The organism is Aeromonas sobria (genome assembly GCF_050266975.1).
In the GTDB taxonomy this organism is placed as follows: domain Bacteria; phylum Pseudomonadota; class Gammaproteobacteria; order Enterobacterales; family Aeromonadaceae; genus Aeromonas; species Aeromonas sobria_B.
Window position 1 is genome coordinate 63720 of sequence record NZ_JBKISU010000021.1, and the last position, 22051, is coordinate 85770.

General features: G+C 63.7%; 18 protein-coding genes and 1 pseudogene. 5 read left to right on the top strand and 14 right to left on the bottom strand.

Annotated elements, in window-relative coordinates:
- The first annotated feature begins 120 nt into the window (after positions 1-120).
- Positions 121-504, top strand: a complete 384-nt coding sequence (locus tag ACLHZ1_RS13230) for a hypothetical protein (RefSeq protein ID WP_427262481.1) — start codon at positions 121-123, stop codon at positions 502-504.
- On the opposite strand, the pseudogene ACLHZ1_RS13235 reads toward ACLHZ1_RS13230, so the two are convergent.
- The 6 genes and pseudogenes from ACLHZ1_RS13235 to ACLHZ1_RS13260 all read right to left on the bottom strand — a co-directional run.
- Positions 491-580 (bottom strand): annotated as a pseudogene (locus ACLHZ1_RS13235) (YkgJ family cysteine cluster protein); the annotation flags it as partial. The gene ACLHZ1_RS13230 and the pseudogene ACLHZ1_RS13235 overlap by 14 nt on opposite strands.
- A gap of 272 nt (positions 581-852) precedes the next feature.
- The gene (locus ACLHZ1_RS13240; RefSeq protein ID WP_427262462.1) at positions 853-1143 is read right to left on the bottom strand and encodes a YkgJ family cysteine cluster protein; all 291 of its coding nucleotides are present in this window, start codon (positions 1141-1143) and stop codon (positions 853-855) included.
- A 90-nt stretch (positions 1144-1233) separates the two neighbouring features.
- On the bottom strand, positions 1234-2613 hold the full coding sequence (gene dbpA, locus ACLHZ1_RS13245; protein WP_427262463.1) for an ATP-dependent RNA helicase DbpA: 1380 nt from the start codon (positions 2611-2613) through the stop codon (positions 1234-1236).
- 192 nt (positions 2614-2805) lie between these two features.
- Entirely contained in the window at positions 2806-6276 is a 3471-nt protein-coding gene (locus ACLHZ1_RS13250) for a beta strand repeat-containing protein (protein ID WP_427262464.1), read from the bottom strand.
- Positions 6277-6952: 676 nt separating this feature from the next.
- Positions 6953-7444 (bottom strand): metal-dependent hydrolase, encoded by a 492-nt coding sequence (locus tag ACLHZ1_RS13255; RefSeq protein WP_427262465.1) that lies wholly within the window; start codon positions 7442-7444, stop codon positions 6953-6955.
- A gap of 324 nt (positions 7445-7768) precedes the next feature.
- Positions 7769-8221, bottom strand: coding sequence for a YaiI/YqxD family protein (locus tag ACLHZ1_RS13260; protein WP_427262466.1), 453 nt, complete (start codon positions 8219-8221; stop codon positions 7769-7771).
- Between the two features lie 130 nt (positions 8222-8351).
- Here ACLHZ1_RS13260 and zntB point away from each other — a divergent pair, with 130 nt between their 5' ends.
- Complete coding sequence (gene zntB / locus ACLHZ1_RS13265) at positions 8352-9317, top strand: zinc transporter ZntB (RefSeq protein WP_427262467.1); 966 nt, start codon at positions 8352-8354, stop codon at positions 9315-9317.
- A 2-nt stretch (positions 9318-9319) separates the two neighbouring features.
- Positions 9320-9838, top strand: coding sequence for a mechanosensitive ion channel domain-containing protein (locus ACLHZ1_RS13270; RefSeq protein ID WP_042001105.1), 519 nt, complete (start codon positions 9320-9322; stop codon positions 9836-9838).
- Positions 9839-9896: 58 nt separating this feature from the next.
- Here ACLHZ1_RS13270 and ACLHZ1_RS13275 read toward each other — a convergent pair whose 3' ends face one another.
- From ACLHZ1_RS13275 to ACLHZ1_RS13310, 8 genes are all read right to left on the bottom strand, one after another.
- Positions 9897-10145 (bottom strand): hypothetical protein, encoded by a 249-nt coding sequence (locus ACLHZ1_RS13275; RefSeq protein WP_427262468.1) that lies wholly within the window; start codon positions 10143-10145, stop codon positions 9897-9899.
- A gap of 36 nt (positions 10146-10181) precedes the next feature.
- Positions 10182-11993, bottom strand: coding sequence for a cation:proton antiporter (locus ACLHZ1_RS13280; protein ID WP_427262469.1), 1812 nt, complete (start codon positions 11991-11993; stop codon positions 10182-10184).
- 129 nt (positions 11994-12122) lie between these two features.
- Entirely contained in the window at positions 12123-12644 is a 522-nt protein-coding gene (locus ACLHZ1_RS13285) for an MltR family transcriptional regulator (RefSeq protein WP_427262470.1), read from the bottom strand.
- Between the two features lie 60 nt (positions 12645-12704).
- Positions 12705-13847 carry a mannitol-1-phosphate 5-dehydrogenase gene (locus ACLHZ1_RS13290; RefSeq protein WP_427262471.1) on the bottom strand — a complete coding sequence of 381 codons (1143 nt, stop codon included), beginning with the start codon at positions 13845-13847 and terminating at the stop codon, positions 12705-12707.
- A 36-nt stretch (positions 13848-13883) separates the two neighbouring features.
- Positions 13884-15812, bottom strand: coding sequence for a PTS mannitol transporter subunit IICBA (locus ACLHZ1_RS13295; RefSeq protein WP_427262472.1), 1929 nt, complete (start codon positions 15810-15812; stop codon positions 13884-13886).
- A gap of 581 nt (positions 15813-16393) precedes the next feature.
- The gene (locus tag ACLHZ1_RS13300) at positions 16394-18430 is read right to left on the bottom strand and encodes an exoribonuclease II (protein WP_427262473.1); all 2037 of its coding nucleotides are present in this window, start codon (positions 18428-18430) and stop codon (positions 16394-16396) included.
- Positions 18431-18530: 100 nt separating this feature from the next.
- Positions 18531-19430, bottom strand: coding sequence for a LysR family transcriptional regulator ArgP (locus tag ACLHZ1_RS13305; RefSeq protein ID WP_427262482.1), 900 nt, complete (start codon positions 19428-19430; stop codon positions 18531-18533).
- Between the two features lie 194 nt (positions 19431-19624).
- Positions 19625-20260 carry an acyl-homoserine-lactone synthase gene (locus tag ACLHZ1_RS13310; protein WP_427262474.1) on the bottom strand — a complete coding sequence of 212 codons (636 nt, stop codon included), beginning with the start codon at positions 20258-20260 and terminating at the stop codon, positions 19625-19627.
- Between the two features lie 59 nt (positions 20261-20319).
- Between ACLHZ1_RS13310 and ACLHZ1_RS13315 the strand changes: the two genes are divergently transcribed.
- Complete coding sequence (locus ACLHZ1_RS13315; protein ID WP_427262475.1) at positions 20320-21099, top strand: LuxR family transcriptional regulator; 780 nt, start codon at positions 20320-20322, stop codon at positions 21097-21099.
- A 206-nt stretch (positions 21100-21305) separates the two neighbouring features.
- On the top strand, positions 21306-21923 hold the full coding sequence (gene lysE, locus ACLHZ1_RS13320; RefSeq protein WP_427262476.1) for an L-lysine exporter: 618 nt from the start codon (positions 21306-21308) through the stop codon (positions 21921-21923).
- Positions 21924-22051 lie beyond the last annotated feature (128 nt).

Genomic DNA, 22051 nt, shown 5'->3' on the forward strand with positions numbered 1-22051 from the left:
CTGATGGATGAGAAAGGCGCGGGCACCGCACGGCTGGCATCTTGGTGTCAAAATCATCAGAATGGCGACCGAAACAAGCCGCGAGAGGGATGCAGGGTGCAGGTGCATGGTCAGTTCGAGATGGAACAGGTGGGGCGGATATTGATATGTCGGCCGAAGGGGCCCTTCAATCTAGCCGGAGCCAGATCCTATGAGGCCGATTTTCAGGCCAGGGTGCAGGGGTTGGGCAGTGCTGCCTGGGCCGTGCTCGAAGATGCCACCGATTTCGAGGGGGCAGGGCCCGAGGTGCTGGCGCATTTTCGTAACCAGTTTGCCTGGTGCGCCGCCCATGGCTGCGCATACCTGGCCGTGGTGCTATCGGGTCATTTCAAGCGCTATCTGGCCGAGCAGGTGTGTGGTGCCTTGCCGTTCAAGGCCATCCATTACACGCAAAGGGCCGATGAGGCATTACGCTGGCTGGAGCAACAGCTGGGGGCTGAGTCGAGCGGCCTCACCCCAGCTTGATAAACCACTTGTCCCGCTCGTCGACACAATCTGGTTCACCCATCTCGCACTCACGACAGATGAGTGGCCGCACCTCACGAGGTGAGCCGATGGCGGCATCTGGGCCTCACGCCAGCTTGATAAACCACTTGTCCCGCTCGTCGAGGCTGTCGGGCTCGCCCATCTCGCATGCACGGCAGATGCAGTGGCCGCACCTCACGGGGTGAGCCGATGGCGGCATCTGGGCCTCACGCCAGCTTGATAAACCACTTGTCCCGCTCGTCGACGCAATCGGGCTCGCCCATCTCGCATTCACGGCAGATGCAGTGGCCGCACCTCACGGGGTGAGCCGATGGCGGCATCTGGGCCTCACGCCAGCTTGATAAACCACTTGTCCCGCTCGTCGACGCAATCTGGCTCGCCCATCTCGAACTCACGGCAGATCAGCGGTCGCATCTCGTAGATGCGGCACATCATGGTGTTGCGGTCGAGCGCCGCACACCAGCCATCGTCGAGCCGGCGCATCACGGGGATCTCCCCTTCCCGGTCGAGCACATAGCGATCCGGCACGCCGGTGTCGGTAAAGAGCATCACCTCGAGGCGGCAGCAGCAGGCTTCGCAGTTCTGGCAGCTCACGTCGGTTTGGATTGCTTGGGTCATGGTGCCTGTCTTGCCGCATGGCGGCATCGAAATATATGAAACAGGCGCCTGTCAGGCGCCTGTGGTCTGGCTAAGGGCTTGTGAAGCACCTTAGCCCAGTTTGCGGGCGCGGTAGCTGCGCCCCTTGATTTTGCCTTCTTGCAGCCGCTTGAGGGCGGCGCTCGCCACCTGACGCTTGACCGCCACGTAGGAGTACTGCTCGGAGATCTGGATCTTGCCCACATCGGCGCCAGCAATGCCACCTTCGCCGGTCAGGGCCCCCAGGATGTCACCGGCCCGCACCTTGGTCTTGCGACCCGCATCGATGGAGAGGGTCACCATCTGCGGTGCGATCGGCTTGATGTCACGGCCTATGGTGTCGAGATCCCCCAGCGGCATCGGCGCCTGCTGGTACTCCTCGATCAGGTTGACCCGTTGGGCTTCGTTGGGCTGATAGAGGCTCAGGGCCAGGCCCTGCTGGCCGGCACGACCGGTACGGCCGATGCGGTGCACATGCACTTCAGGGTCATAGGTCAGCTCGTAGTTGATGACGGCGCCCAGTTCCTTGATGTCGAGGCCCCGGGCGGCCACGTCGGTCGCGACCAGTATGGTGGCGCTGCCGTTGGCGAAGCGCACCAGCACCTGATCCCGCTCCCGCTGCTCCAGATCGCCGTTCAGCGCCAGGGCCGAGAAACCCTTGGCGGCCAGGTGATCGGCCACGTCGTTGCAGGCGCGCTTGGTGTTGCAGAACACCACGCAGGAGCTCGGCTGATGGTGGCTCAGCAGCCAGGTGAGGGCGTCGAGGCGCTGACCGGCCGGCACTTCATACAGCTTCTGTTCGATGGCACTGCCCTCGTGCAGGGACTCCACGCTCACCTCGACCGGATTGCGCTGCACACCGCGGCTCATCTGGGCTATCCCTTCCGGGTAGGTGGCGGAGAACAGCAGGGTCTGACGGCGCTCGGGGGCATGGCTGATGACGCGGTTGATGTCTTCGCCAAAGCCCATGTCCAGCATGCGATCCGCTTCATCCAGCACTAGCGCCTCCAGGCTGGAGAGCTCCAGGGTACCCTGCTCCAGATGCTTGAGAATGCGACCCGGGGTGCCGACGGCGATGTGGGCACCGAAGCTCAGGGTGGCGGATTGCGGCGCGGTCGGGGTGCCGCCACACAGGGTCACCAGCTTGACGTTCGGCAGGGCGCGGGCCAGACGACGGATCTCCTGGGCCACCTGATCCGCCAGCTCGCGAGTCGGGCAGAGCACCAGGGCCTGCACGTCGACACGGTTGACGTTGAGGCGGGAGAGCAGACCCAAGGCAAAGGCGGCGGTCTTGCCGCTGCCGGTTTTTGCTTTGGCGATCAGGTCTTTGCCCTCGAGTACCAGGGGCAGGCTCTGGGCCTGGATCGGGGTCATCTGCAGGTAACCCAGGCTGGTGAGGTTCTCTTGCAGGGCAGGGGAGAGATTGAGGCTGCTAAATTCGCTGTTGTTCACAAAAGGACTCTATTTACGGAGAAAACGGGGATGCGTCATGCGCTAAGGGCGCGCATTGTACCAGAACCCGGTGCGGGATGCGGTGGATTTTTGAACGCTTGCACCGAAGAGAGGAATGGGGCACGGCTTTGGCGCCAGCGCCATGAAAAAGGGCTCCGTTGCGGAGCCCTTCGAGTGGGGAGTTAGGCGTCTCTAGAGGCAATCGGCGAGGGCGGTCACGGTGCCGCTCAAGCCATCCTTGCTGGCGCCATAGGTGACGGTATCGCTCAACAGCACGGTTCTGGTCGAGCCGAGGTTGACGCTGATGGGGGCGCCGTCCTGGGTCCAGCTCGCCACGTTGGTGAGATCCTGGCTCGAGCCGTTGTTGTACAGACCCGTGGCCTGCAGGCTGATCAGGTTGGCGACCGGGATCCCCAGCAACTCGACCACCAGCCCCTTGGTGCAGGTCACCGTCAGGCTGCTCAGCGAGGCGGCAGACACCGTAAATGCCTGGCTGCCACTGACGCCGGAGTAGGTGCCCGTGATGGTGGCCGCGCCCGGGCCGACGGCGGTGACCAGGCCTTGCTGGGTCACGGTCAATACGCTGCTGTTGCTGCTGACCCAGCTGGTGAGGTTGGTCACGTCCTGCGGGGTGACCACGCCGCTCAGGCCGGCCTGGGCGGAGAGTTGCACGCTGGTGCCGACGATCAGTGTGCCCGAGCTGCCGCCCGCAATGGCCATCGTGTTGACCACAGAGGGGGCCGCCGTGATGGGGGCCGTCGGCAGGCTGTTGATGCCATTGAGGCTGGCGCTGATGGTGGCCGTGCCGCTGCTGGCCTTGGCCTCTATCCGCCCCTTGTTCGACAGGTTGCCAACGGCGATCACGCTCGGGTGGCTGCTGCTCCACTGGGCCTGATCGGTGACATCGACCGGCGTCGCCGAGTTGGAGTATTTGGCGAAGGCCCTCAGCTGACGCTGGATCCCGAAGGGCAGGTCACTGAGATCCCCCTGTACCGTCAGGCTGTCCAGGCTGGGATTGCCGACGTTGAGGGTGACAGTGTTGCTGATCCCCCCTACTTCGGCCGTCAGGGTCACGGAGCCGGGCAACAGGCTGGTGACCAGACCATTGACCACGGTCGCCACCAGCGGATTGCTGCTGCTCCAGTTCGCCTGACTGGTGACATCCACCACCAGACCGTTGTTATAGACGGCATTGACCCTGAGCTGGGAGAGCAGCCCGGCGACCAGGTTGACGGGGACATCCAGGATATCGAGGTGATCCAGGGTGGCTGAGGCGATATCCAGCTGTGCCAGGTTGCTGTCGATACCGTTCAGGGTGGCCTTGACCGTGCCCCCCACAGTGGGCAGCAGGGCCGTCAGCAGACCGTCGGCACTCACCAGGGCGGCATCGACCGGGGCGACCGTCCAGGCCACCAGATCCGTGATGTCCGAGGTGGTGCCGTTATCGAACAGACCGACGGCCACCAGGGGCTGGGTCAGATCTTCAATCAGGCTGATGACGGGCGGGGTGAGCTGGATACCGGTCAGCACGGTGGACGTGACCGCGATGGTCAGTGCCTTAGACTGCCCTGCGTAGTTGGCGGTGATGCTCGCGCTTCCCGGCGCCACGGCGGTGATGAGCCCGCTGGGGGAGACGGTGGCGACCCCCGTATTGCTGCTGTTGGGGGCCGACAGGGCGGTCACGTTCTGGCTGCTGCCATCGCTGAAGGTAGCGCTGACGGTCAGCTGGGTGGTCGTGCCGACGGGCAGGGTGTTGAGTAGGGCTGTCGTGCTCAGTTCCAGGCCATCGTTGACCAGGGTGGCATTGGTGACGGTGACCAGTATGGTGGCGGTTTGTCCGCCGAGGGTCCCCGTGATGGTGACGGTGCCCGGGGCGACGGCGCTGACCAGGCCGGTGTGCAAGCCGACGGTGGCAACGGCACCATTGCTGCTGGTCCAGCTGACGTTGGTGGTGACATCACGGCTGCTGCCATCACTGTAGCTGCCTCTGGCCGCGAGTTGGGCCGTCAGGCCGGCGGCCAGGGTCAGGGGCGGGGTGGTAATGGTCAAGCCGCCCCCGTTGAGGATGGCGCTGGTGACCGTGACCAAGATGGTCGCCGTCTGGCCATCCAGGGTGCCCGTGATGGTGGCGGTGCCGGGGGTGACGGCAGTGATCAGGCCGGTGGGACTCACTGTAGCCACGGCGGTATTGCTGCTGGACCAGCTGACACTGGCAGTGACGTTGACCGTGCTGCCATCGCTGTAGCTGCCGGTGGCCGCCAATTGCCCGGTCAGGCCGGTGGCCAGGGTCAGGGGCGGGGTGGTGATGGCCAGGCTCCCCGCATTGAGGGTGGCGTTGGTGACGGTGACCTGCAGGGTCGTGCTCTCGGTGCCCAGGGTGCCCGTGATGATGGCAGAGCCCTGGGCGACGGCGGTCACCAGGCCGGTGGCGCTGACAGTGGCGACGGACGGATCGTCGCTGCTCCAGCTGACGTCGGCGCTGACATCCCGGCTGCTGCCGTCGCTGTAGCTGCCGTTGGCGCTGAGCTGTCCGGTCAGACCGACGGCCAGGATCAGCGGGGGGACAGTGATGGTGAGCCCGCCCGCATTGAGGGTGGCATTGGTGACTGTGACCTGGAGGCTGGTGCTCTCACCGTCCAGGGTGCCCGTAATGGTGGCGGTGCCCGGGGCGACGGCGCTGACCAGACCGGTCAAGCTCACGCTGGCAACGAGGTGATCACTGCTGGTCCAGCTGACGCTGGCGGTGACGTCGACCGTGCTGCCATCGCTGTAGTTGCCCGTGGCGGCGAGCTGGGCCGTCAGGCCGGCGGCCAGGGCCAGGGGAGGGGTGGTAATGGTCAGGCCGCCGCCATTGAGGGTGGCATTGGTGACGGTCAGGCTGATGCTGCCCGTGACCCCCAGCAGGTTGGCCGAGAGGGTGCTGGCTCCGGGGGTCAGCGCACTGACGAGCCCCAAATTATTGATGGTGGCAACGCTGGTGGCGCTGCTGAGCCAGGCGACCTGGTTGGAAACATCCTGGGTGGTCTGATCGCTGAGCTGGGCAATGGCGACCAGCTGGCCATTCATGCCCTTGGCCAGGGTCAGGGACGAGGGGAGGATCTGGATCTTGCTGATGGTGGCATTGGTGACCGAGATGCTGATCTGCCCGGTCACCTCCTGCAATCTGGCGGTGACGGTGGCGACACCGACGGCCTTGCCCGTCGCCTCTCCCTTGTTGTCGACCGTGAGCACCTCGGGCTTGTTGCTGGTCCAGCTGGCCTGGGACGAGACATCCTTGACGCTGCCGTCTGAGAAGGTGGCCCTGGCGGTGAACTGCTGCTTGAGTCCCTTGGCCAGGGTGGAAGGGGAGGTGCTTATCTGGATCCTGGTGGCGATGGCCTCTGTTACCTTGAACATGGAATCATTACTCGTCATGCCTTGGTAGCTGGCGGAGATGACCGCTTGTCCCACGTTTTTGGTCTTGGCCAGCCCCGCCTCATCGACCGTCACGATGGAGGGGTCTGAACTGGCCCAGCTCACCTCAGTGGAGAGATCCTCTGTGGTACCGTCACTGTAGGTACCAATCGCTTGATACTGGCTGTCTATGCCAATGGGCACGACCGGGGCTACCTCGCCACGGGCCTTGGCTCCGGTGTCACTGGCGGTGATCTGGAGGCTGCTCAATGTCTTGGCTGAGCCTGGGCTCGGGGTGCTGGCATCGTCGCCCCCTCCTCCTCCACCGCCGCCGCAGGCATATAAGGTAAGCGTGAAAAGCAATGGGAGTAAGATATGAAGCATCCTGCTCATGGTGTTTTCTCCTTGCCAGCCATAACTCATGCTGATGAATTTTGGGTGCGCACGTGCACCGACCTGAAATATGTCTAAGTCATCTAGGGTGTAATGAAAGGCGGTCAGATAGTTATCTGATTTATATGAAGGTTGTTTTTTTATTGCCCCTTATAAAACATATGGATATATATTTTGGTGAGTGTTTATCTCAATGAAACCTTATTATTTGCAAGATTTTTCATACCTACGACAATCATGAAATGGAAAGCCATTGGTAATCACACCAATATTAATATTTCTAACATTAATGTGTTTTATATGTTTAGGTGAGGGCTTCACATAATTCAAACCGTTACTGATAAAATTAAAATTAGAGTTTTTGAGATGCTCTGCTACTGGTGTTGAAGTCAATAGCCGTTCCCCTCATCATCGTCATGCTAGGTGTGAGGGCCTCGACTCGTGACGAGCTCCGGGCTGCTGCTTATTCATGCAGATGGCGTTTCAACGCCGTATTGGGCTCAAGGGATATGGGTTGGGTGGGTCAAGTTACGAGGAGTGATTTGTTTGACTCTCAGCGGGCCCAGTAACCCGCGATCAGCAGGCTCAGGGTGCAAAAACCTGTCTCCATGGCTCCGCCACTGGGCAGGGGCCAGCCGGGCAGGCGAAAACGTCGCTTCATGGGCCAGAACAAGGGAATGCCAGCGGGGGTGAGCCAGTCCCCCAGCAGGTGACTCAGGTAGCCCAGGATCAGGGCATCCTTGACCGCGGCGGGCATCAGGCCGGCCATGGCGTCGCTGCCCAGCCCCCAGGCACAGAGCGCGACGGCCAGCAGGCTGTGGGTGAACCCCCTGTGGCCGAACAGGCGGGAGAGGGGCACAGAGATCCAGCGCACCCTCTGTCCCAGCACCGATTTGGGATGGTCGAGGTCCGGCAGCAGGGAGGTGGCCAGGGCGGCCAGCACGGTCTGGCCGAGATTGGCATCGGCCAGGGCTGGGGTGAGTGGCAGCTTGTGAGCCAGCAGGGCGCAGGTCACAGCAAACAGCAGATGCCCTTGGGCGGTCATGGTGGTTACGGCATGGGGAAATGGCGGCGCATCTTACCAGTGTCGCGGGCCATTGCAGCAAAAATCGGGCCGACCCTGTCATTCGCGGCTGGGATCTGCCGCCTCTATCCCCATGAACCCCCGTGTTACCCCGCACCATGGCGCGCAGCCGATCGCGGCGGATGAGCCTGTGCCTCAGGATCACCAGGGCCCGGTGTTAGCCGCTAGCGGTGTAAACCCCTCAGGGCAGTGGCGAGGATCTCCTGGGCCTCCTCCATCCTGTTCGCTTCCCTGAAGGGCGGCAGGGCCAGGCGTCAGGACGCAAGGAAGCGTGAAGCCTCGGGGTCAGCTCAACTTGCCCTTGAGCAACCATTTGTCGAGGGCGTTGGCGAAGCGCTGCTTGTCGGCGGCGTTGAAGGGGGGCGGGCCGCCGGTTTGCACCCCGGCCGAGCGCAGCTCCTCCATGAAGTTGCGCATGCCGAGCCTGGCCTGGATGGTTTCCCGGGTGTAGATCTCGCCGCGGGGATTGAGGGCCTCGCCGCCGGCGTCTATGACCCAGGAGGCGAGGGGAATGTCCCCGGTGATCACCAGATCGCCCGGTGTAACCTGCTGGGCGATGACGTGATCCGCCACGTCGAATCCCTTCGCCACCTGCTGGGTCTTGATGAAGGGGGAGGGGGGCACCTTCAGCCCCTGATTGGCCACTAGCGTGGTGACGACCCGGGCGCGGTGGGCGGCACGGTAGAGGATCTCCTTGACCGGAAGGGGGCAGGCATCGGCATCGACCCAGATGGGCATGGTGGTATCTCCAGGCTGTGATGAGGGCGCATCTTACCACGGCCAGGGCTGAGACGGTCCCGGCTTTGGTGTAAGCTGGGCCACTGCTGCCCCGGCCCCGCCGAGGCATCTCATCAATCAAGGAGGTGGCGTGGATCGGGTACCCAGTGAGCTTATCTATGGTCTGAGTCTGGACGGCAAGGGGGGCATGCAACCCCTGGCGGCCGATGCGCAGCTGCCCGCGAGCCAGCCGAGCTGGCTGCACCTGGATTACGGCAACCCCGAGGCGGCCCGCTGGCTGTTGCAGACCCCCCTGCTGGGGGAGGCGGCCCGGGAGGCCCTGCTCGGCCAGAGCAATCGCCCCAAGCTGGTGCGCATGGGGGAGACGGTGCTGCTGATCCTGCGGGGCATCAATCACAACCAGGATCACAGGCCCGAAGAGATGGTGGCCCTGCGCATCTTCATCACCCCGGATCTCATCATCAGCAGTCGTCGTCGCCCCCTGCTGTCGGAGAAAGATGTCTATGAGCAGCTGCGGCTGGAGGCCGGGCCCGACAACCCGGCGGACTGGCTGGTGGAGATCTGCGACGCCCTCACCGACAGGGCGGGGGAGTTCGTGGAGGAGCTGCACGATCAGATCCTGACCATAGAGGAGCAGGTGCTGGAGCGGGAGCTGCCGACCATGGGCCGCCTGGCGCGCATTCGCAAGCAGCTCATCATGATCCGCCGCTACCTCTCCCCCCAGCGGGATCTCATCGCCCGCCTCGCCAGCGAGAAGATCGGCTGGTTTGACGAGGATGACAGGCGCCGCCTGCTGGACATCGCCGACCGGCTGCGCCGCTGGCTGGACGATCTGGATGCCGGCGTGGCGCGCACCGCCGTGCTGGCGGACGAGATCAACAACATGGTGGCCGAGGCGACCAACCGCCGCGCCTACCAGATGTCGGTGATGGCGCTGCTGTTCCTGCCAGCCAGCTTCCTGACCGGCCTGTTTGGCATCAACCTGGGGGGCATGCCAGGGGCACAGAGCCCCGTCGCCTTCTGGGTGTTCTGCGCCAGCCTGGGTGGCCTGGCGCTGGCGCTGGCCCTCTGGCTCAAACACAGACGCTGGTGGTGACCATGACTTTATGGCAATCGTTCGGGCTGACCCTGCTGGTGCTGCTGGGCCATGGCATCATCAGGCGGATCATCAGGCGCAGCCTGCTGGCCCTGGGGCGCCACAAGCAGGTGAGCGAGAATCGGGTGCTCTATGTGGAGCATGTGTTCCATTTCCTGCTCGGCAGCGCCACCCTGCTGATCCTGGCGGGGGTGTGGGGCCTCGACTTCTCCCGGCTGGTGGTGCTCGCCTCCTCCTTCTTCGCCGTGCTCGGGGTCGCCATGGTGGCCCAGTGGTCGATCCTCTCCAACATCACCGCCAGCATCACCATCTTCTTCGCCTTCCCCTACCGGATAGGCGACCGGATCCGCATCCTCGACAAGGATGATTCCGTCACCGGGGTCATCACCGAGATTGGCCTCTTCTATCTGAGGGTGCGGGACGACAACGGCGACCTGGTCACCTACCCGGCCAACCTGATCCTGCAAAAACCGGTGCGCCGACTGGAATCGCCTCCCCAGGTGCCGAGCCAGCCGGAGTAAGGCGGCCTGCATGGGCCAAAAAAAGACCCCGCCTCGGCGGGGTCTTGCTTGCTGGGGATCAGCGTTCGAAGAAGTGGTAGAGGTGCTCGACCTGGATCGGGCAGTCGGCCACCTTGTGGATGTGCTCGCGCGCCTCTTCCACCGTGCCGAAGCTGAGGGGCAGGCCGAAGCTGTCGGTCAGCTCGAACAGGCGTCCCCCCTCCCCGCGAAACTCGACGATCCAGCCCGGCAACACGGCATCATGGATGATTTCTGCCTCGTGTATGCCCTGCTGGCGATAGAGCTGGCGTAGCTCGTTGACTGTCATGGTTGCCTCCTCTGGCGAAGCGGTTCAATGACAAGTCTAGTCCTTGCCCGGGCCAGGCTCGCCCCGGTGTGCGCTCTCCCTGGCCGGTTGCAGTGCCACGACCAGCTCCCCCGCCCCCGGCTGGATGGGGCCGGTGACCACCCTGGGTTGTTGCCTCGCATCCAGCACGAACAGGGGGATGGCCCCCGGGTTGGCTGCCTGGTAGGCCGACCAGTCGAAGGTCTCCGAGAGGCGGGTCGCCTTGATCTGGCCCCCGCGGGCCAGCAGGCCGCTCAGGCGGGCGAAGTTGACGTCACCGCCAAACAGCAGCTGGCGGGCGCGGAAGGTGGCGCTCTCCCGGTTCGCCTTGCCGTGCTGATCGCTCGAGCGCAGGGAGTAGACCTTCTCCTCCCCGTACAGGTGGGCGAAATGGAGCACCCCGAGGGCGTTGTTGTGGCGGCTCGGGGAGAGGGCGAGCACGGTACTGATGCTGGTGAGGGGCAGGTGCAGCTCGGCATGTTCCGATTGCGGATTGCCGAAATAGCAGGGCAGGTTGCTCATGCGGGCCAGCTTGCAGTTTTCCCAGGCCGGATCCGACAGATAGACGGGGACCCCCTGATCCGCCAGGGCCTTGCCGACGGCCCGGGCCACCGAGTTGGCGCCGATCAGCAGCCAGGTGTTGGGGGTGGGCTGGCGCATGCGCAGCAAGCCCGCCAACGGAGCCGAGGTGAGGCTCTGCAGCACCACGGTGGAGATGATGACGGCGAACACCAGGGGGACCAGCTTGCCCGCATCCGGGATCCCGGCTTCCCCCAGGCTGATGGCGAAGGAGGCGCTGACCGCCGCCGCCACTATGCCTCGCGGCGCTATCCAGCCGAGCAGGGCGCGGGCCTGCCAGGAGAGATCCGAGCCCCAGGTCGAGACCAGGATGCAGAGCGGGCGCGCCACGAACTGCACCACGCACAGCAACAGCAGCACCATGGGGCCGAGCTGCCACAGCTGGGCCAGATCCAGGCGGGCCGCCAGCAGGATGAAGAGAGAGGAGATGAGGATGACGGCGAGATCCTCCTTGAAGGCCAGCACCTCCTCCAGATCCAGCCCGTCCTGGTTGGCGAGCCAGATGCCGAACACGGTGACCGCCAGCAGGCCGGACTCGTGGCTGAGCCAGTTGGAGAGACTGAAGGTGACCAGCACCAGGGCCAGCACCCCGAACTTGTGCAGGCTGACCGGCAGCCAGTCCTTGCGAATGAGCAAGGTGGTGATCCAGCCTGCCGCCACCCCGATCAGGGTGCCCACCCCCACCGTCTTGGCCAGGGCCAGCAGGGTGTGGCTGATCAGGTTGCCCTGGCTGCCGAGGCGCACCGCCTCGAACACCAATACCGCAAACAGGGCGCCGATGGGGTCGATGACGATCCCCTCCCAGCGCAGTATCTTGTCCACCTCCCGGGTGGGACGGATGACGTTGAGCATGGGGGCCACCACGGTCGGCCCGGTCACCACCAGCACGGCGCCGAGCACCATGGCGACCCGCCAGTCCAGCCCCAGCAGCCAGTAGCTGGCGGCGGCGATGACGGCGAAGCTGGTCAGCATGCCGATGGAGCAGAGATTGCGCACCACCTTGCCGATCCCCTTGAGCTCGGTCAGGTGCAGGGTCAGGGCCCCCTCAAACAGAATGATGGCCACCGACAGCGAGACCAGGGGGAACAGCAGGTCGCCGAGCAGCCGATCCGGGTCGAGCACGCCAGTCACGGGGCCCAGGGTCAGGCCGGTGAGCAGCAGGAACAGGATGGCGGGAACCCGCAAGGCCCAGGCCAGCCATTGGGCCAGCAGAGAGATCAGTGCGATCCCCGCCAGAGAGAGTGCGGTCATGAGTACCTCGTCAAGGGAGTGGAAAGGGCATGCCAGGGTGAATCGATGTCAGCCTGACACTCTAACTCGAATGAGACAAGGGCCTGAGGTGGGGGGCGCCATGATACGGCAGTATCCGGCGCAATCGGGTCAGATGGGACTCTCCTTGTGAAGCTCGCCGACGCAGTGGGCGACGGCGAGCATCAGAGAGGATCGCACCATCTGATCCTGGCGGGCGAGCTGCATCTGATAGAAGGCCCAATCCTCTTCCGTGGCCGGGGGGGTCAGCTCCTGGAGGCCGGTTCGGTTGATGCCGTGCAGCCGCTCGAGCAGGTCGCGCACCGGTTTGTCGCTGAAGCGGTAATCCTTGGGGTCGCGCACCAGGGCATCCCGGGCCTTGAGGTAGGCTTCTATGTCCTGATAGAGCTCGAGAGAGACCAGGCCGAGGGCGAAGATGAGCTTGAGGCGCACCTCTATCTGGCCGAGGGGGCCGCTCTGGTTGAGCAGGGGTTCGATGGCGTATTTGACGGCGTACTCCTCCTGGCGGAAGGCGCGTCGCATCAGGGAGTCTACCGCCTCTTCCAGGAGGGTGACGACCTCGAGAAAGAAGCCGCGCGGGCCATCCTGCTCGTTGAGCCGTTCCAGTACCTCATCTTCCTGGTGTGTGGTCATAAATCGATAGGGTCCAGCTAGTCGTGAGCAGGGAGGGCAAGGCCCTCCCTGTGAGTCCGGTTAGAGTGCCTGGTAGCGGGCGGCGATGGCGGCGACCAGGGGGTGGGCCGGGTCCAGTCCCGATACCCTGGCCAGGGTCGCGGCCACGCCGTCGGCCTCGATGGCCGCCTGCAGCTCCCGGGCCTGGGGATCCTGGTCATCCTGGTAGCGCAGGGCGGCGGCGATGCCCTCCTGCAAGCCCTCGTTTGGCAGCCCGTATTCCAGGGTGCCGAGCAGGGGCTTGATCAGGCGATCCTGAGGGCCCAGCTTGCGCAGGGGCTGGCGGCCGACCCTGTCCACCTCGTCCACCAGATAGGGGTTGGCGAAACGGGCCAGGATCTTCTCGATATAGGCGGCGTGCAGACGCGGGTCGAAGCCATAGCGTTTCACCAGCACGGCCCCGCTCTCCTCCATGGCGCGGCGCACCTTGCTGCGGATCACCGGATCCTCGATCGCCTCGCGGATGGTGCGATAGCCCATCAGCTTGCCGAGGTAGGCGGTGATGCTGTGTCCCGTGTTGAGGGTAAACAGCTTGCGCTCGACGAAGGCCATCAGGTTGTCGGTGGGCTCCATGCCCGCCACCTGGGGCAGCGCCCCCTTGAACTGGGTCTGGTCGACGATCCACTCGCTGAAGCTCTCCACCGTCACCTCCAGGGGATCGTCGTTAGCCGCGGCGGGGGGCACGATGCGATCCACCGCCGAATCGACGAAGCCGACGCAGGATTCGAGGGTGGCATGATACGCGACCGGCAGGTACTTGAGTACCTCCTGCTTGAGGTGGCTGGTGCCGCGCACCATGTTCTCACAGGCGATGACGTTGAGCGGCGTCAGGTTGCCGGCATCGAAGCGGGCCTGCAGCCCCTTGGCCAGGGTGCTGGCAATCTTGTCCAGTATGTTGGGGCCCACCGCCGTGGTCACCAGATCGGCGGTGATGAGACGGGCGATCACCTCGTGCCCGGCGGAGCTGACGGCGGCCACGTTGCGCACCACGTCCAGCTTCTGATCCGCCCCCACCACGTGCACCTTGTACTCCTGACGATGGTTGAGCTGGTCGATCAGGGTCTCGTTCACGTCGGCGAAGGTGACCTGGTGCTCGGCGTCTGCCAGCAGTTTTCCGATGAAGCCACGGCCTATGTTGCCGGCGCCAAAATGCAATGTTTTCATGATATCAACCTCTTTAACCAATGATGAGCCGAGTGTTCAGGCGGCCTGTTCGCCGCCCAGCAGGTCCAGGAATGCCTGGGGATCCAGGGTGCTGGCCAGCTGGTCTATGATCCCCGGTTCATCCAGGGCATTGGTCAGGCGGGTTATCACCTGCATGTGTTCGTCGTTGCGGGCGGCGATGCCGATCACCAGGCGCGCCACCTCGTCGGCGGCCTCGCCAAAGGCCACGCCGGCCGGATACTGGCAGATGACGATGCCGGTACGGATCACCTTCTCCTTGGCGGCTATGGTGCCGTGGGGCACGGCAATGGATTCACCGAGGTAGGTGGAGACCAGCTGCTCGCGCTCCAGCATGGCATTGACGTAGTCGGGTTCCACGTAGCCACGTTCCGCCAGCAGCCGGCCCGCGGTACGGATGGCGGCCTCCTTGCTGTCGGCCTTGAGGCCGAGCTGAATGTCATGATGGCTCAGGGTGAACACTTCCGGTTCCTGCTGCTCGTAGCTGTCATCGTTGGCGGCCACCAGCAGCTGGGGGTGGGCCACGTCGTCGTTGGCGGCCCGGGTCTGGCTCAGCTCCTGCACCAGCGCCTGATAGAGGCCGTTGTCGAGGAAGTTGGTCAGCGAAATATGGTGGGCGTGAGGCGCATGGCGACGGGCCCGTTCGGTCAGGTCCTGGTGGGTGATGACCCAATCCACCTGATCGTCGAGCTGATCGATGGCGCGGTTGGTGACGCTGATGTCGAGCCCGGCGGCCTGCACCCGCTTGCGCAGCATGCCGGCGCCCATGGCGCTGGAGCCCATGCCAGCGTCGCAGGCGACCACGATATTGCGTATTGCCTTGAGCTCGGTGCCCGGTTTCTTGGCCGCCGCGGTCTCGGGTTTGGCACCCTTCATGGCCTTCATCTTGCGAGTGGCTTCACCCAGGGCATCGGCCTCGTCGGCTTCCGGCTGCTGGGCACGGACGAACACGGCGGCGACCAGGAAGGAGACGGTGGCGGAGGCGACGATGGAGAGCAATACCCCGATGAGGGAGGCTTTGGGCGTCATCAAGAGCACGGCGAAGATGGAGCCCGGCGAGGCGGGGGAGACCAGACCCGCGTTGAACAGGGTCAGGGTGAAGACACCTGTCATGCCGCCGGCGATCACCGCCAGGATGAGGCGCGGGTTCATCAACACGTAGGGGAAGTAGATCTCGTGGATGCCACCGAAGAAGTGGATGATGGAGGCACCGGCGGCGGATTGCTTGGCGGCGCCGCGGCCGAACACCATGTAGGCCAGCAGCACACCCAGACCCGGACCCGGGTTGGCCTCGATCAGGAAGAAGATGGACTTGCCATGCTCGGTCGCCTGCTGGATGCCGAGCGGCGAGAAGATGCCGTGGTTGATGGCGTTGTTGAGGAACAGGATCTTGGCCGGTTCGACGAAGATGGAGGTCAGCGGCAGCATGTGGTTGTCCACCAGGAAGCCGACACCGGCCGCCAGCACGCCGGAGAGCACCTTGACGAAGGGACCAATCACGAAGAAGGCGAGGATGGCCAACAACATGCCGATGATGCCGGCGGAGAAGTTGTTGACCAGCATCTCGAAGCCGCTCTTGACCCGACCCTCCATCGCCTTGTCGAAGCGCTTGATGGCCCAGCCACCCAGGGGGCCCACCATCATGGCGCCCATGAACATGGGGATGTCGGTCCCGACGATCACGCCCATGGTGGTGATGGCACCGACCACGGCGCCCCGCTCACCCCCCATCAGCTTGCCGCCTGTGTAGCCAATCAGCAGCGGCAGCAGATAGGTGATCATGGGGCCGACCAGCTTGGCCAGGGTTTCATTGGGCAGCCAGCCGGTGGGAATGAAGAGGGCTGTGATGAAGCCCCAGGCGATGAATGCCCCTATGTTGGGCATGACCATATTGGACAGGAAGCGTCCAAAATTCTGTATCTTGACTTTGGTATCCGGTGATAACATGACGGCACCCCGTTTTGAGCCTGTTTGATTGAAAGTGGTAGTCGGGATAACGGGTTTTGCCGAACCCTCATCCCTGTCGTCTAAGCAACTTCAATCTACCAGTTCGCCATCGAATTGGGCTGAAAACGGGGTATCTTGTGAGCCAGCTCTCAAATACCCAGGCTACCCCCCTCCCTTCGTCGTGATGTAGATCACATTCATTGGCTGTAGCTCGGCTACATTTCGCCATTTTTCATCGTGCCCCGCGTTTTTATGTGATTTGAATCACCTTTCATGGTTTGCGCAAACGCCGTGTCAACGTGATTGTGATCACAGAGTCATGATTTGTATTCAAATGGGACAAGCCATGGAGGTCACGATCTCGAGCTTTCAACGATGGATATGCAAACTTCTGTGATTAATCGCCAATGAATCAGTAAAGGTTGGCTGATTTTGTAACCCACTTTCAGGTTGTCATCCCCAGATGCCTGCCACCTCTGCGGGCAGATCCTTCCGCTCGCAGGCTCGACCGACTCGCTCTTTCCGCGATCAAAAAAGCCCGCAAGATTGCGGGCTTTTGGCATCGGCAGGGGAGGCTTGGCTTATTCCGCCTTGGGGGCCGCGTTGGCCGCCGCCTCTGTGCTGCCAGTCTCTGCTTTCTCGGCAGCAGGCGCCTCAGGCGCCGGGCCCGGCATCAGGGCGACGGCGGGCTTGGCGATGAGGGAGCGGGTCTCTTCCACCGCCTCGCTCAGCATCACCTCGATGACCTGGCCAAGCTCATAGACCACCTCTGTCTTGTCCAGATAGACGCGGCCGTTGTCCCAGTTGCACTCCAGCCTGTCCTTGTTGTCCAGGATGTGGCGGGCGGGCATGAAGACTACTGCACCGTTCTCCTGCAGGCGCAGCTTGAGGCCGGCGCGCATCACGTCGATGATCTCGGCGTTGAACACCTGATCGGTACCGGCGGCGGCCTGGAGGTAACGGACATAGAGCCAGTCGCCGATGTCGCGCTCGACCCTGCGGTGCAGGCGACGGCATTCCGTCAGGTGCTCGGTCAGCTCCTGGCTTGGGCGCTCACCCGGGGTCTTGCCGGCGATGACGGCCTTGAGCAGACGATGGTTGACCATGTCGCCGTACTTGCGGATGGGAGAGGTCCAGGTGGCGTAGGCATCCAGCCCCAGGCCGTAGTGGGCACCCGGCTCGGCAGACATCAGCGCATAGCTCTGGAAGCGGCGGATCTTGCCGTCCAGCCAGCGGGTATCCAGGCTGTCTATCCAGCGGCGCAGGGCGCAGAAGCCGGACAGGCTGGCGATTTCTTCTTTCTCGAACGGCGCTTCTGCGGTCTTCAGCAGATCGATGGCACCGTCCAGGGACTCTTCATCGAAACCTGTGTGGACGTTGAAGATGCCATAGCCCACCTGCTTGCCCAGCACGCGGCCGGCGCAGATGTTGGCGGCGATCATCGACTCTTCCACCATGCGGTTGGCGATGCGGCGCGGCTCCACATGGATGGCCAGCACGGCGCCGTTCTCCCCCAGCTCGAAGTCGTAGTCGGGACGGTCGGGGAACACCAGGGCGTGCTCGGTGCGCCACGCGATGCGCGCCTCGGTCATCGCCTTCATCAGGGGCAGCTGGGCCAGGACGCCGGCGTCTATGTCCAGCGCCTTGCCGTGCTCGGCCCAGTCGGAGACATCGTCATAGTTCAGGCGGGCATGGGAGACGATGCGGGCGGCGAAGAACTCGGTCTCTTCCAGCAGCAGGCCATCCTCGGCGATCAGCAATCGGGCGCACAGGGTGTTGCGCTCCTCCCCCTCTTTCAGGGAGCAGAGCTCGTCGGAGAGGGTGCGCGGTATCATGGGCACGTTGCGCCCCGGCATGTAGACGGTGAAGGCGCGCTTGGCGGCCTCCTGGTCCAGCTCGCTGCCCTCGGCCACATAGGCGGTCGGATCGGCGATGGCTACCAGCAGCTCCCAGCCGTTGTCCAGCTTGCGGATGGCCAGGGCGTCATCCATGTCCTTGGTCTTGGCGCCGTCTATGGTGAAGAAGGGGGTGCTGGTCAGGTCGGTGCGGGGCAGCTCCTCCTCCTCGATCACCTTCCACTCCGGCAGATCGGCCGGCTCGATTTGAGCCAGGTTGTGGCGCGCCAGCACCACCCACCAGGGCACGTTGTGATCGTCCTTGTCGGCGATGAGTTCGATGATTTCGGCGGAGAAGTTGCCGTCCGCCAGGGCGTGGCGCTTGAGGGTCGCCACCACCCAGTCCCCTTCCTTGAAGGATTTCTCGTCCAACCCCTTCTTGGCGCGAGCCTTGATGGCGTCCTTGATCAGCGGGTGGTCGGGCACCACGTTGAGGCGGTCGCGGAACATCTTGACGCGGCCGACGAAGCGGGTCACCGCCTGCTCCAGCAGGGCGTCCGGCTCGGCCACTTCCTTCTCTTTCTCGGTGCGGATCAGGGCACTCACCCGGTCGCCGTGCATCACCTTCTTCATGTAGGGGGGCGGCACGAAGTAGCTGGTCTTCTCATCCACCTCCAGGAAGCCGAAGCCCCGATCGGAGGCGCGGATCACCCCCTCTTTCTTGGGGATGTTTTCGCGGATTTGTTGCTTGAGCTGAGCCAGCAGCGGATTGTCTTGGAACATAAGTGAGGAACCTGAAGTGGAAAACCTGGGTGGAGACCTGATGAAGGATCGCCCAGCACTATACGTTTTTACCCCTCCAAAGCCAAGGTGAATGGCCCCGTCAGCGGGGTTGCAGTGCCCGGCGGCCCTGCTCGATCAGGCGCTGGGATATCTGTTTGTGCAGCCCCCGCTCCAGCAGCCAGCGATGCCAGTAAAGGGTCTCTATCAGGTGTCTGTCCGGGCAGAGATCCCGCAGGCGCCCATCCTCGAGCTGGGGCCTGATCTGCAATTCCGGGATCAGGCAGTAGGCGAGTCCCTGCTCCGCCATGGCGACGAAGGCCTCGGAGGAGTGCACCGTGTGGCAGGGGTAGCCGCCGGGCTCGAGGCCGAACTCGCGGCGCAGGAAGCGGATGTGCATGTCATCACGGGGATCGAATGCCACCCCGGGGGCCTTGGCCATGGCCTGGGGCGTCAGGCCATGGGGGAAGTGACGGGCGATGAAGGCGGGGCTGGCGGCCAGCACATAGCACATGGTGCCCAGCTCATCGACGCGGCAGCCGGGCAGGGCCTGGGGATGCAGGCTGATGGCACCGAACGCCTGGCCTTCGCGTACCTTGTCCAGGGTGCGGCTCTCGTCATCCACCAGCAGATTGAGCTCTATGGGATGGCGCTCCAGCAAGGGCGCCAGGGCGGGCAGGAACCAGGTGGCCAGGCTGTCGGCGTTGACGGCGATGCTGATCCGGATTGGCGCCTCAGGGCTTTCCGGTGCCAGCTCGTTGGCCAGCTCCAGCTCCAGCTGGCGCACTTGACGATAGTGGGCCAGCAGCTTCTGGCCGAGGGCGGTGGCCTGCAACGGCTGGCCGCGGATGATGAGGGGCTCGGCAAACTGCTGCTCCAGCTGCTTGATGCGCTGGGAGATGGCGGACTGGGTGAGGTGCAGGCGCTGGGCGGCGCGCTCGAAGTTCTGCTCCTGCATCACGGCATCCAGCGCCAGCAGCAGCTTGTAGTCCAGGGCCTTCATCATCTTTCCTTATGAACAATGCAACTCAAGCAGCGACTCTACTGCTGGCGCCGATCCGGCACAAGGGCGGCTCGCCACAGGGGCGCCGGAGCGCAGCGCCTGTCAGAAGTGGCAGTAGCCAGCCATGCGTTTAGTAGTGATACTCTTTTGCGCTCGTTCCTGCGTGGGGTGGGATCGGACATGGCATGAGTGTTTTATCCCGGGATCTTCCCGGGATTTTTTATGGTCGCTGCCCGGTACTCGCCGCGCAGGGGGCGCTGCACGGCGGCGGCGAAACGCTCGTCCAGCACGAAGCGGATCCCGACCCCGCGCACGGCCCCCAGATCCACCGCCTGACGATGGCCGAGCCGCTCGATGGGCAGGTCGAGGCGGCGAAAGATGCGCTCCACCGGCAGGCTGACCACGGCGACCATCTCGCGGATATAGTGTTCGCGGGCGAAGGTGTAGACCTCGCGAAAGATGACGCAGGTGAGCTCGCTCAACCCGTTGTCGAGTCGGGGGGCGCGTGCGGCGTCGATGGCGAGCCGGGTCAGCTCCCAGACATCCTGGCGACGGGGCGGTGACTCGCCGGCGAGGGCGGCGGGGAAGCAGGTGGGCAGCATGTAATCGGCGGCGCAGCTGAGCAGCCGGATGCAGCCACACAGGCCGGCATCATCCTCGATCAGGATCCAGTGGGTGTCGGGGCCATCGAAGTGGTCCCGCTCCACCCCCTGGCTTGATCCCACATCCCACCGTAATCTTTCAAAGAAAATCCGGTTTCTGAACGTATAAAGCGAATTTTCCATGCCTTTGTCCCAGTGTTTCCTCAGTTTTCCCTTGAAAATGCGCATACGGATCACTCCAGAGTCAGGAAGGGCGCTATAATTTCGGCCTCGGGAAGGGGATCAAGATGAAACAGACTCAGTTGCTCGAATACCTCGAACTGTTTACCACGGCCACGGACGGGGACCAATTGTCCAGGCTGATCGGGCGCTTCGCCATCGCCATGGGATACGACTACTTTCGCTTCGCCCTGATCCTGCCAAGGTCGATGCAGCACCCCAAGGTGGTGCTGTTCAACCAGTGTCCCGACTCCTGGGTGCAGGCCTACACGGCGCAGCACATGCTGGCTCGGGACCCCATCATACAACTCGCCCGCCAGCAGACCCTGCCCATCTACTGGAACCGGCTCGACGAGAAGGCGCGCTTCCTGCAAGCGGGCAGCCTGGACGTGATGGGGCTGGCGGCGGAATTCGGCCTGCGCAACGGCGTCTCCTTCCCCCTGCACGGGCCGACCGGCGAGAGCGGCATTCTCTCCTTCATCACCCGGGAGCGGGCCTCCAGCGACCTGCTGCTGGAGTCCTCCCCCGTGCTCTCCTGGATGTCGACCTATATCTTCGATGCCGCCCTGCGCACGGTGCGGATCGGCGCGCGGGAGGGGGCACAGGAGGTGTTGACGATGCGCGAGACCGAGTGCCTCTCCTGGGCCAGCGAGGGCAAGACCTCGAGCGAGATCGCCAGCATCCTCGGGATCACGGAACGCACGGTGAACTACCACCTCAATCAGGTGACCCGCAAGACAGACTCCATCAACCGCTATCAGGCCATCGCCAAGGGGGTGAGCAGCGGCATCCTGCTGCCTAACCTGGAGGAGGTGGTGGTCACCAATTTCCCGCGCCAGCTGCAATGACGTCCTTCCCATAGGCCGCTCTCGAGATCCGTCGGGACAGGTGGCAGCAGGCGCATCCCTGTCGCCCATTGACGGCGCCATAAGACCCCCTGTCACCCTTGTTCGCCCAAATTATTAAATTTTCGAATCAACAAGAAAATTAATGAATTTCTCTTAATCTCTCGCCTTCCCCATACTGCCGCCATCTTCTGTGAGGAACTCGCACCATGATGGCGACCAGTTTACAAGGCTTCTTGTTGGGCCTTGCCATGATAATTCCAATCGGAGCCCAAAATGCCTTCGTGCTGAGCCGGGGCATCCATCGCAACCACCACCTGCTGACGGCGACCCTCTGCTGCCTGTGCGATCTCGTGCTGATCGGGATTGGGGTGTTCGGCGGTGCCAACCTGCTGGCGGCGAGCCCGCTGGGGCTGGCGCTGCTGACCTGGGGCGGCGTGTTGTTTCTCATCTGGTTCGGGGTGCGCTCCCTGGGCAGTGCCTGGCGCGGCCAGGGGGCGGCCCTGGCGGACTCTCCCCGGCTGATGGGGGTCAAGAGCGTGCTGGCCATGACGCTGGGGGTGACTCTGCTCAACCCCCACGTCTATCTGGATACCCTGATGCTGTTGGGTTCCCTCGGCAGCCAGTTTGCCGAACCCCTGCGTCCCGCCTTCGCCGCGGGGGCCATGCTGGCCTCCCTGGTCTGGTTCTACGGCCTGGCGTTGGGGGCGGCGGCGCTCTCCCCCTGGCTGGCCCGGGGGCGGGTGCAGCGGGTGATCGACGCCCTGGTCGGTCTCATCATGCTCGGATTGGCGCTGCAACTGGCGAGGGGGGCCCTGGGAGCCTAGCTGTGATCTCTCTGTAGGTTGTTCACTCGGGGCATTCCCGCAGAATTGGAGGCGCCAACCAAACCAATCATCCGAGGTGCCCGAGTGAACAACCATAAAAATGCCCGATTAACCCTCTTTGGTCGACA